11 protein-coding genes are annotated in these 10,978 nt (G+C 68.0%); 7 read left to right on the plus strand and 4 right to left on the minus strand.

Features of this window, described 5'->3' with window-relative positions; all coding sequences use genetic code 11:
- The first annotated feature begins 1 nt into the window (after window position 1).
- From BLQ50_RS07855 to BLQ50_RS07870, 4 genes are read left to right on the plus strand one after another with little or no spacing between them, the layout of a single operon-like run.
- On the plus strand, window positions 2-460 hold the full coding sequence (locus BLQ50_RS07855) for a twin-arginine translocase TatA/TatE family subunit (protein ID WP_093182707.1): 459 nt from the start codon (window positions 2-4) through the stop codon (window positions 458-460).
- Between the two features lie 39 nt (window positions 461-499).
- Window positions 500-1,528 carry a tryptophan--tRNA ligase gene (gene trpS, locus BLQ50_RS07860; protein WP_093182709.1) on the plus strand — a complete coding sequence of 343 codons (1,029 nt, stop codon included), beginning with the start codon at window positions 500-502 and terminating at the stop codon, window positions 1,526-1,528.
- On the plus strand, window positions 1,525-2,100 hold the full coding sequence (locus tag BLQ50_RS07865) for a 2'-5' RNA ligase family protein (RefSeq protein ID WP_093182711.1): 576 nt from the start codon (window positions 1,525-1,527) through the stop codon (window positions 2,098-2,100). The genes trpS and BLQ50_RS07865 overlap by 4 nt, the downstream gene beginning before the upstream one ends.
- A 9-nt stretch (window positions 2,101-2,109) precedes the next feature.
- Window positions 2,110-3,189, plus strand: a complete 1,080-nt coding sequence (locus BLQ50_RS07870; RefSeq protein ID WP_245700989.1) for a YihY/virulence factor BrkB family protein — start codon at window positions 2,110-2,112, stop codon at window positions 3,187-3,189.
- A 208-nt stretch (window positions 3,190-3,397) separates the two neighbouring features.
- Here the strand turns inward: BLQ50_RS07870 and BLQ50_RS07875 are convergent, their stop codons facing one another.
- Genes BLQ50_RS07875 through sdhC form a run of 4 tightly spaced genes read right to left on the minus strand, consistent with a single transcriptional unit; the run spans window position 3,398 to window position 6,908 of the window.
- The gene (locus tag BLQ50_RS07875; RefSeq protein WP_093182713.1) at window positions 3,398-4,162 is read right to left on the minus strand and encodes a succinate dehydrogenase iron-sulfur subunit; all 765 of its coding nucleotides are present in this window, start codon (window positions 4,160-4,162) and stop codon (window positions 3,398-3,400) included.
- The gene (sdhA, locus tag BLQ50_RS07880; RefSeq protein WP_093182715.1) at window positions 4,162-6,021 is read right to left on the minus strand and encodes a succinate dehydrogenase flavoprotein subunit; all 1,860 of its coding nucleotides are present in this window, start codon (window positions 6,019-6,021) and stop codon (window positions 4,162-4,164) included. The genes BLQ50_RS07875 and sdhA overlap by 1 nt, the downstream gene beginning before the upstream one ends.
- A gap of 45 nt (window positions 6,022-6,066) precedes the next feature.
- A complete protein-coding gene (locus tag BLQ50_RS07885; RefSeq protein WP_093182717.1) occupies window positions 6,067-6,525 on the minus strand; it encodes a succinate dehydrogenase hydrophobic membrane anchor subunit in 459 nt (152 codons plus the stop codon).
- Window positions 6,525-6,908, minus strand: coding sequence for a succinate dehydrogenase, cytochrome b556 subunit (sdhC, locus tag BLQ50_RS07890; RefSeq protein ID WP_093182718.1), 384 nt, complete (start codon window positions 6,906-6,908; stop codon window positions 6,525-6,527). The genes BLQ50_RS07885 and sdhC overlap by 1 nt, the downstream gene beginning before the upstream one ends.
- Window positions 6,909-7,134: 226 nt before the next feature.
- Here sdhC and BLQ50_RS07895 point away from each other — a divergent pair, with 226 nt between their 5' ends.
- The 3 genes from BLQ50_RS07895 to BLQ50_RS07905 all read left to right on the plus strand — a co-directional run bounded on the left by BLQ50_RS07895 (window position 7,135) and on the right by BLQ50_RS07905 (window position 10,907).
- A complete protein-coding gene (locus tag BLQ50_RS07895) occupies window positions 7,135-8,259 on the plus strand; it encodes a mannose-1-phosphate guanylyltransferase (RefSeq protein ID WP_245700991.1) in 1,125 nt (374 codons plus the stop codon).
- 109 nt (window positions 8,260-8,368) lie between these two features.
- Window positions 8,369-9,562: an amidohydrolase gene (locus tag BLQ50_RS07900; RefSeq protein ID WP_093182722.1), complete on the plus strand. Its 1,194-nt coding sequence runs from the start codon at window positions 8,369-8,371 to the stop codon at window positions 9,560-9,562.
- 238 nt (window positions 9,563-9,800) lie between these two features.
- A complete protein-coding gene (locus BLQ50_RS07905) occupies window positions 9,801-10,907 on the plus strand; it encodes a BMP family lipoprotein (protein WP_093182723.1) in 1,107 nt (368 codons plus the stop codon).
- Window positions 10,908-10,978 lie beyond the last annotated feature (71 nt).

Below are 10,978 nucleotides of genomic sequence, written 5' to 3' on the forward strand. Positions count from 1 at the left end.
GATGTTTGGTATCAACGGCGGTGAGTTCATCATCCTTCTGGTGATCGCCGTCCTCGTCATCGGCCCGGAACGGTTGCCCGGCTACGCGGAGCAGCTCGCGGGCATCGTGCGCAAGGCGAAGACCTTCATGGCCGACGCCAAGGTCAAGGTCTCCGAGGAGCTCGGGCCCGAGATCGGCGAGGTCGACTGGGCCCAGCTCGACCCACGGCGCTACGACCCGCGGCGGATCGTCCGCGACGCGCTCCTGGAAGACACGATCCTCGACCCGCGGGTCAAGGCGAAGGCCGCCGGTGCGGCCAGCGCCGCGGCGGGCCTGGCTGCAGCCGACCACGCGGCTGCCGGCGCGACGTCGTCCGCCTCACCCGAGGTCGGCGAACCGGCGTCGGCCCAGGGCTGGCCGGAGCAGAAGCCTGCTCTCGACGTGGGAGCGCTCGCTCCCTTCGACGCCGAGGCGACCTGAGATTCGGAGAAAGCGTCGTCATGCTGCCAGAATGAGTAGATGGCCAACGACGCACAGCGCCCCCGGATTCTCTCGGGGATGCAACCCACCGACGACTCGCTCACCCTTGGCAACTACATCGGTGCGCTGACCCAGTGGGTGGCCCTCCAGGACTCCTACGACACGCTGTACATGATGGCGGACCTGCACGCGCTGACCGTCAACCCGGAGCCCGCCAAGCTGCGCGAGCGCACCCGGCGGACCCTGGCCCAGTACCTCGCCGGGGGCGTCGACCCGGATCGCTCGACGCTGTTCGTCCAGTCGCACGTCCCCGAGCACACCGAGCTGGCCTGGATCCTGTCCTGTCAGACGGGCTTCGGCGAGGCGAGCCGGATGACCCAGTTCAAGGACAAGTCCGCCAAGCAGGGCACCGACGGCACGACGGTCGGTCTCTTCACGTACCCGGTGCTCATGGCCGCAGACATCATCCTCTACGACGCGGCTCTGGTCCCGGTGGGCGAAGACCAGCGTCAGCACCTGGAGATCACCCGGGACATCGCCGAGCGGCTCAACTCCCGCTTCGGTGAGGGCACCGCGGTGGTCCCCGAGCCGCACATCGTCAAGGCGGTCGCGAAGATCTACGACCTGCAGGAACCGACCGCGAAGATGAGCAAGTCCGCGACGGGCAAGGGCACGATCTGGCTGCTGGACGATCCCAAGGTCTCCGCCAAGCGGATCAAGTCCGCGGTGACCGACGCCGGGAGCGACATCGTCTTCGACCGGGAGAACAAGCCCGGGGTGTCCAATCTCCTGACGATCTACTCCGCGCTGACCGGTCAGACCATCGAGGCCCTCGAGGCCGAGTACGCCGGCAAGCAGTACGGGAATCTCAAGGTCGACCTGGCTGACGTGGTGGTGGACTTCCTCACCCCCTTCCAGGCGAAGGTCGACCACTACCTCTCCGACCCGGCCGAGCTTGACCAGCTGCTCGCCCGTGGCGCGGCCAAGGCCCGTGAGCTCGCCAGCGTCACGCTCAGCAGGGTCTACGACCGCGTCGGTCTGCTGCCGGCTGTGCGGCCCACGTCGTGATCTTCCCCGAGCGCGTCGGGGAGCAACGCCGGATCGGCGTTGCGATCGAGGTGCCAGAACCCTTCGGCACCGAGCTCCAGAGCGCGCGCAAGCAGTTCGGCGACCCGCTCGCCGATCTCATCCCACCGCATATCACGCTGCTCGGACCGACGGTCGTCGAGCCGGCCGACATGGACGAGGTCGCCGCGCACCTCGAGGCGATCGCGCACCAGTTCCCCCCCTTCACGGTGCGGCTGCGAAGCTCGGGGACCTTCCGTCCGGTCTCGCCGGTCGTGTTCGTCCAGGTTGCTCAGGGCATCGCCGAGTGCGAGTCGCTCGAGCGGGCCGTGCGCTCGGGACCGCTCACGCAGACACTGCGGTTCAACTACCACCCGCACGTGACCGTCGCGCACGAGGTGCCTGACATCGCGCTCGACGTGGCCTTCGAGACGATGGGTGAGTACGCGGCCGCCTTCGAGGTCGTGGCGATCTCGCTCTTCGAGCACGGGGACGACAACGTGTGGCGCCCGGTGCGCCGTTTTGCCCTCGGTGACGGGCGTGGCGAAGATGCCTCGCCCAGCACAGACTCATAGTCTGTCCAGGTGACTGCGACCATCGCGAGCCTGATGAAGCGGGTCCAGGCGATCCTGGAGTGGTGGAACGGCACCCGACCGGCCCGGGCGCTCACCCGGTACTCCCAGGCGAACGGCGGACTGCTGTGCGGCGGCATCGCCTACTCGGCGATCTTCTCCCTCTTCGCGGGTCTGACCATCGGGTACACCGTCTTCATGTCGGTCCTCGGGACGAATACCGAGCTGCGTGACTCCTTGCTCAAGTCGATCGACTCGGCACTGCCCGGGCTCATCCAGGTCGGTGGCGGTGACGGTCTCATCAACCCCGACACCCTCGTCATGTCCACGGGCTTCACCCTCGCCAGCATCATCGCCGTCGTCGTCCTGCTGGTCAGCGCCATCTCGTGCATGGGGGCGATCCGTAGCTCGGTCCGGGTCATGTTCGGGCTCCCCCCGGGGGGTGGCAACGCACTGCTGGCCAAGGCCCGCGAGCTCGGCGCCTTCGTGACCGTGGGGCTGACCTTGCTGGTCTCGGCCGGCCTAGGTATCGTGCTGAGCTCTGCGACCGGGTGGCTGCTGGGCCTGCTGGGGATCGAGGACACGAGCAAGGTGTTGTTGCCGCTGGCTGGCGCGGCGGTCTCCTTCGTGATCGACATGGGCACCTTTGCGCTCGTCGTCGTGCTCCTCGCTGGCATCCGCCCTCCGCGCAAGGACCTGTTAGCGGGGTCAGCGCTGGCCGCCGTGGCATTCGGCGTGATCCGATTCCTGGGGACGTCAGTGGTCGCCCGAGGGGCAGAGGCCAATCCGATCGTGGCGTCCTTCGCGGCGATCGTCACGCTGCTGATCTGGATCAACCTCTCGGCCCGCATCGTGCTGACCGCCGCCGCGTTCACCGCGAACCTGCCGCTCGAGATCCTCAAGCGGCAGGCGGACGAGAAGGTGGCCCTCGACGCGATCATCGCGGCCCGGGAGGGACGACCGCTCGCCCCGCCCGCCCGCCCCGAGCCGATGCCCGACGACGCCCGCCCAGCAGCGTCGTGGGCACGCCGATCGGCGGCGCTCACCGTGGCGGCCCTCGCTGGCTTCCTCGTGGGCCGCCGACGCCCCTGAGCCCCGGTTCCCACCGAGCTCGTGAACGATCCGCCGAACTCGTGAGCGAGCGCTGTTTGGACCCGCTAGACGGGCCTGGCTCACGAGTTCGGCGAGCCATTCACGAGGTGGGCGAGGCGGCGGTACCGGAGGGGGAGACGCGACGACGGCGGCCCCTGGGTGGGGGCCGCCGTCGGGCAGTGCAGATACTGTGGGCCGTGCAAGAACCTCAGAAGGCCCGGGTGATCATCGCCCGCTTGACCTCTTGGATGGCCTTGGTGACCTCGATGCCACGGGGGCACGCCTCGGTGCAGTTGAAGGTCGTGCGGCAGCGCCACACGCCTTCCTTGTCGTTGAGGATCTCGAGGCGCTGCTCGGCGCCCTCGTCGCGGGAGTCGAAGATGAAGCGGTGCGCGTTGACGATCGCGGCCGGGCCGAAGTACTGGCCGTCGGTCCAGAACACCGGGCAGGACGACGTGCACGCGGCGCACAGGATGCACTTGGTCGTGTCGTCGAAGCGCTCACGCTGCTCGGCGGACTGGATCCGCTCACCGCTGGGCTGGTTGCCGGTCGTGATCAGGAACGGCATGATCTCGCGGAAGGACGCGAAGAACGGCTCCATGTCCACCACGAGGTCCTTGATCACCGGCAGGCCCTTAATCGGCTCGACGGTGATCGGCTTGTCCGGGTTGACGTCCTTGAGGAGCGTCTTGCAGGCCAGCCGGTTGCGGCCGTTGATCCGCATGGCGTCCGAGCCGCAGACGCCGTGCGCGCAGGAGCGACGAAAGGTCAGTGAGCCGTCCTGCTCCCACTTGATCTTGTGCAGTGCGTCGAGCACGCGGTCGGTGCCGTGCACCGGGACGACGAACTCTTCCCAGTACGACTCGTCCCCGCGGTCGGTCTCGGGCAGGTAGCGGCGCAGCCGGATTGTGACGTTGAAGCTGGGGATCTCACCGATCGCCGTGGGTGCGGAGGAATCGAGGGTGGCAGTCATCAGTACTTACGCTCCATCGGCTCGTACCGGGTCATGACTACCGGCTTGGAGCCGAGCACGACCTTGTAGTTCTCAAAGTCGGAGACATGCGTGAACGCGTTCTCCGGTGTGATGTCGCCCTGGCTGGCCTCAGCGAGCGCCGTAGCCTCCTCGCTGCCGTCGAGGGGACGACGGTAGGCCATCGTGTGACGCATGTAGTTGGCGTCGTCGCGGTCGGGGAAGTCCTCACGGAAGTGCCCGCCGCGGGACTCCTTGCGGTTGAGCGCACCCAGTACGACCGTCTCGGCGATGTCGAGCAGGAAGCCGAGCTCGAGGGCCTCCAGGAGGTCGGTGTTGAACATCCGGCCCTTGTCCTGGACCGAGACGTTCTTGAACCGGGCCTGCAGGGCGCGGATGTCGTCCGTGGCCTGGACCAGGGACTCGTGGGTGCGGAACACCTGGGCGTTCGCATCCATCGTGACCTGCAGGGCCGTGCGGACGTCGGAGACCCGCTCGCCGTCGGGACGCTCGCGCATCTCCTCGAGCTGGGCGATCGTGCGGTCGGCGGCGTTCTCGGGGAGCTCGCGGAACTCCGCGGTCTTGGCGTATGCGGCGGCCGCGCGGCCGGCACGCTTGCCGAAGACGTTGATGTCCAGGAGCGAGTTGGTGCCCAGGCGGTTGGAGCCGTGCACCGACACGCAGGCGACCTCACCGGCGGCGTAGAGGCCGTTGACGATGTCCGTGTCGTTGCGCAGCACCTCACCCACGATGTTCGTGGGGATCCCACCCATCGCGTAGTGGGCGGTGGGGTACACCGGGATCGGCTCTGTGTAGGGCTCGATGCCCAGGTACGTCCGGGCGAACTCGGTGATGTCGGGGAGCTTGGCGTCGATGTGCGCGGGCTCGAGGTGGGTCAGGTCGAGCAGGACGTAGTCCTTGTTCGGTCCGGCGCCGCGGCCCTCGCGGACCTCGTTGGCCATGGACCGCGCCACGATGTCGCGGGGCGCGAGGTCCTTGATGGTCGGTGCGTAGCGCTCCATGAAGCGCTCACCCTCACCATTGCGCAGGATCCCACCTTCACCGCGGGCAGCCTCGGAGAGCAGGATGCCCAGGCCGGCCAGGCCGGTCGGGTGGAACTGGAAGAACTCCATGTCCTCGAGCGGCAGGCCGCGGCGGAAGGCGAGCGCCATGCCGTCACCGGTGAGGGTGTGGGCATTGGACGTCGTCTTGAAGATCTTGCCGGCGCCACCGGTCGCGAAGATGATCGCCTTGGCCTGGAAGATGTGGATCTCGCCCGTGGCGAGGTCGTAGGCGACCACGCCGGTCGCGTTGACGGTCTCGCCGTCGGGCACGTGGCCCGCGGAGAGGTCGTGGTCGACGATGAGGTCGAGGACGTAGAACTCGTTGAAGAACTCGACGTCCTGCTTGATGCAGTTCTGGTACAGCGTCTGCAGGATCATGTGACCGGTGCGGTCGGCGGCGTAGCACGCACGACGCACGGCGGCCTCGCCGTGGTTACGGGTGTGCCCACCGAAGCGACGCTGGTCGATCTTGCCCTCGGGGGTGCGGTTGAACGGCAGCCCCATCCGCTCGAGGTCGAGCACGGCCTCGATGGCCTCCTTGGCCATGACCTCCGCGGCGTCCTGGTCGACGAGGTAGTCACCGCCTTTGACCGTGTCGAAGGTGTGCCACTCCCAGTTGTCCTCTTCGACGTTGGCCAGGGCGGCGCACATGCCGCCCTGGGCAGCGCCCGTGTGGGACCGGGTGGGGTAGAGCTTCGAGATGACCGCAGTGCGCACCTGGCCGGAAGACTCCAGGGCGGCGCGCATTCCCGCGCCGCCAGCGCCGACGATCACGACGTCGTACTGATGGGTTTGCATCGGGGACGATGCCTCCTCGTGACGAGTAAGTGGGGGAGAAAAGAACTACTTGAAGCAGATCGAGGGGAGCAGATCCGCTGGTGCACCGAGGGGGCAAGGGGTGAACGTGAAGATCACGAGCGTGCCCAGAACCGTCACGATCACGAAGGCGGCGTACAGGAAGATCTTCAGCCACAACCGCACCAGGGGGCGTTCGGCGTAGTCGTTGATGATCGTGCGGACACCGTTGGTGCCGTGCATCATCGCGAGCCACAGCATGAGCAGGTCCCAGACCTGCCAGAAGGGGCTCGTCCACTTGCCGCCGACAAAGGCGAAGTCGATCGCGTGCACGCCGTCGCCGACCATGAGGTTGACAAAGAGGTGGCCGAAGATCAGGACCAGGAGGATGACGCCCGAGGCGCGCATGAAGACCCAGCCGTACAGCTCGTAGTTCGACCGGGTGGTCTTGAGCCGCTTGTAGGGGTCACGCGGGTCGGACAGCGTGGGTGCGTTGGTCGTGGTCATCAGTTGCCCCCACCGAAGACGTTCATGAGGTGGCGGGGCAAGAACCCCGCCATGGTGACGACGAAGAGTCCCACCACGATCCAGAGCATCGTGCGCTGGTACTTAGGACCCTTGGCCCAGAAGTCCACCAGGATGATGCGGATACCGTTGAAGGCATGGAACACGATCGCGGCGACGAGGCCGGCCTCGCCCAGACCCATGATGGTCGTCTGGTAGGTGCCGATCACCGCGTTGTACGCCTCGGGGGAGACCCGCACGAGTGCGGTGTCGAGGACGTGGACGAGTAGGAAGAAGAAGATCAGCACGCCGGTCACGCGATGCGCGACCCATGACCACATGCCTTCGCGGCCGCGGTACAACGTGCCAGCAGGTGCACTAGGCACTTGGGCGCCTCCTGTGGCGAGATCAGGGGGGCGGAACTGGCAAGTCCGGTGCTCCCGTGGAGGTCCTGGGCAACGTTGTCCAGAACCGTCTGTCACTGCCCACTGTAGTGAATATTCTGTGGTGGGTCGGTCGGCAACCCCGCGCCACGGGACGTCAGCGCGCAATCGTGACCTAATTCACCTCGCGATCGAGGCCCTTGGGTCCGCACTCAGTATGCTCAGCAGCATGCCTTCGACGACGAGCCCTATCCCTGATTTTTATGCGGTCATCCCTGCCGGCGGAGCGGGCACGCGCCTGTGGCCGCTGTCACGATCGGGGTCGCCGAAGTTCCTGCACGACCTGACCGGCTCTGGCCGGACTCTCATCCAGGCCACAGTCGACCGTATCGCCGGGCTGACCGGGCCGGCCGGCGTCGTCGTGGTCACCGGGGTTGCGCACGCCGCCGCAGTCGGCGCCCAGCTGCCCGAGGTCGCCGCCGCGGACATCCTCGCTGAGCCCTCACCGCGCGACTCCATGGCGGCCATCGGGCTCGCTGCGGCGGTCGTGGCCGAACGCCACGGCGACGTGGTCATCGGTTCTTTCGCCGCCGACCAGGTCATCACCGGTGCTGCGGCCTTCGAGCAGGCCGTCCGCGAGGGCGTGCGGGCCGCGCAGGAGGGCTACGTCGCCACGATCGGGATCGCGGCCTCGCGCCCGTCGACGGCCTTCGGCTACATCCACAGCGGCGCGCCGCTCGGCCTGGACGGCGCGCCGAGCGCGCTGCGCGTGGAGGGCTTCACCGAGAAGCCGGACGCGATCACCGCCCAGCGCTACCTCGCCACGGGGGAGTACCGCTGGAACGCCAGCATCTTCATCACAAAGACGTCGGTCCTGCTGGGCCACCTCGCCGCGCAGCGCCCGGCGCTGCACGCAGGCCTGATCGCCATCGCCAAAGCCTGGGACACCGCCGAGCGCGACGAGGTCCTGGCCCGGGTGTGGCCCGGTCTGGAGAAGATCGCGATCGACCATGCCGTCGCCGAGCCCGTGGCCGACGCCGGCGGCGTCGTCGTGGTCCCGGGGAACTTCGGCTGGGACGACGTCGGCGACTTCAACTCCCTCGCCGCGCTGCTCCCGGCCGACGACGAGGCGGGCTCGAAGGTCCTGGGCGACGCCGGCCAGGTCATCCGGGTGCAGAGTGCCGGCTCCGTCGTGGTCCCCTCGGGCAAGCGCGTCATCACCATCCTGGGCCTCGACGACGTCGTCGTGGTCGACACCCCCGACGCGCTCCTGGTCACCACGCGGGCGCGCGCCCAACAGGTCAAGGACATGGTCGCCGAGCTCCGCGAGCGCGGGCTCGAGGAGCTGCTCTAGCCCGCGTGTGCGTCGTCGGGCGGTCCTCGGGCCGTGCGCTGGCACAGTGCCCGGTATCAGCGGGCGAACGCCGCAGGTCCCGTGCGCGGGGGCGGACTAACCTCAAGAGGTGAGTCAATTTGCTACCGCCGCCCGGGTCGTCGAGCTAGCCGAGCAGTTCCACGAGGAGCTGATCGCGATCCGCCGCGACATCCACGCCCACCCCGAGGTCGGCCGCACCGAGACCCGCACGACGGCGCTGCTCGCCGACCGGCTGACCCGCGCGGGCCTCGAGCCGCGCCTGCTCGCCGGGACCGGTCTCACCTGTGACATCGGCCCGAGCCCCGCGCTGACCGGGCTGCGCCGGGTCGCGCTGCGCGCGGACATCGACGCGCTGCCGCTCGTGGAGACCACGGGGCTGCCCTTCACCTCGACCGTGCACGGGATGGCCCACGCCTGCGGCCACGACGTGCACTCGACGATCGTGCTCGGCGTCGGGCTGGTCCTGGCCGAGCTGCACCGGGCCGGCGAGCTGACCCGCCCGGTCCGGCTGATCTTCCAGCCGGCCGAGGAGGTCCAGCCCGGCGGCGCCCTCGACCTGCTCGACCAGGGCGTGCTCGACGGCGTGAACGAGATCTACGCGGTGCACTGCGACCCGAAGGTCGACGTGGGGAGCATCGGGACCCGGATCGGGCCGATCACCTCTGCATCCGACGAGGTCACAGTGACCGTGACGTCGCCCGGAGGGCACACGTCCCGCCCGCACCTGACCGGCGATGTCGTCTACGCCCTCGGCCAGATCATCACCCAGGTCCCGGCCGTGCTCGGACGCAGGCTCGACCCGCGCTCGGGCGTCAACCTCACCTGGGGCGCGGTCGCCGCCGGGCAGGCGCACAACGCGATCCCCACGACCGGGACCGTCCGCGGCACGCTGCGCTGCCTCGACGTGCGCGCCTGGGAGCAGGCCGCCCAGGTGCTGCACGACGCCGTCGAGCAGGTCGCCGCGCCCTACGGCGTCGGCGTCGAGGTGGTTCACCACCGCGGTGTGCCCCCGGTCGAGAACGACGAGCTGTGCACGACGGCGCTCGAGGCGGCCGCGCGCGAGGTGCTCGGCCCGCAGTCGGTTCTGCTCACCGAGCAGTCCCTGGGTGGGGAGGACTTCGCCTGGTATCTGACGAAGGTCCCCGGTGCGATGGCCCGGCTGGGTACCCGCACCCCGGGCGGGCGCACCTTCGACATCCACCAGGGCGACATGCAGGTGGACGAGCGGGCGATCAGCGCCGGGGTCGCGCTGCTGGCGCGGGTCGCGGTGACCGGACGGTAGAGGGCTCGCCCGGCCTGAAAATCTCACGATACGGACGCCCGAGTTCAGTCCGTAGACGCTGCTTGCAGTTGCATAACGAAGGGCGCTTGTTACGCCCTGGTAACCGTCCGTTAACGTGGCCACCACTAGTGTTCAGGTGAACAAAGGGCTGCCCGGTCCGTGAGCATGTCCCAGCATCGTCGCTGGCGCGCTCTAGACCTGACCGGGCCGCTCCTCAACAAGCTAACCTGGAGTTCACGTGAAGAGAGTTGCTCAGTTCGCGGCGGTCACCGCCGTGGCAGCGCTGGCCCTGACGGCGTGCGGCAGCGCGCCGGACGACACCCCCACGACCTCGGCAGGCGCGACCACCACGGCCGCTGCCGAGAGCATCGACTTCAAGGCCTGCATGGTCTCCGACGCCGGTGGCTTCGATGACAAGTCGTTCAACGAGTCAGGCATCGACGGTCTCAAGGCGGCGGCGAAGACCCTCGGCATCGAGACGGCGACCCAGGAGTCGAAGACCGACTCGGACTTCGCTCCGAACATCGACAACCTCGTCACGCAGAACTGCAACATCATCGTCACCGTCGGCTACCTCCTGGCAACCGCGACCGGAGACGCCGCGAAGGCCAACCCCGGCGTGGACTTCGCCATCGTGGACTCGACCGCCGCAGACGCAGACAACAACCCCATCGAGCTCGACAACGTCAAGCCGCTGAGCTTCGACACGGCCCAGGCCGCCTACCTCGCGGGCTACGTCGCCGCAGGGATGACCAAGACCGGAACGGTCGCGACGTTCGGCGGAATCCAGATCCCGTCGGTCACCATCTTCATGGACGGCTTCGTCGACGGTGTCGCGAAGTACAACGAGGACAACGCAACCACCGTGAAGGTTCTTGGGTGGGACAAGGCGAAGCAGAACGGTTCCTTCACCGGAGACTTCGACGACCAGTCCAAGGGTCAGCAGCTCACCCAGACGTTCATCGACGCGGGCGCGGACATCATCATGCCCGTGGCCGGTCCTGTCGGAGCGGGTTCGCTCGCCGCAGCCCGCGACGCCAAGGACGTCTCAGTGATCTGGGTCGACACCGACGGAGCCGTGAGCAACCCGACGTACGCCGACATCATCCTGACTTCCGTGGTCAAGGAGATCGGCGCCTCGGTCGAGGACGCCATCACCACATCCTCCGCCGGCAAGTTCTCCGCTGACCCGTACGTCGGGACGCTCGACAACGGTGGGGTCAGCATTGCCCCGTTCCATGACTTCGACGCCAAGGTTCCCCAGGAGCTCAAGGACAAGGTCGACCAGCTCCGCAAGGACATCATCTCCGGTTCGATCGTCGTGGAGTCCCCCAGCTCCCCGTGATCATCCATGATTCAGGCAGCCAAGCCGGCCCGACCTTCGTCGGGCCGGCTTGGCTGGTTCAGGGCTACTGT

The organism is Sanguibacter gelidistatuariae (genome assembly GCF_900096585.1).
GTDB lineage: Bacteria > Actinomycetota > Actinomycetes > Actinomycetales > Cellulomonadaceae > Sanguibacter > Sanguibacter gelidistatuariae.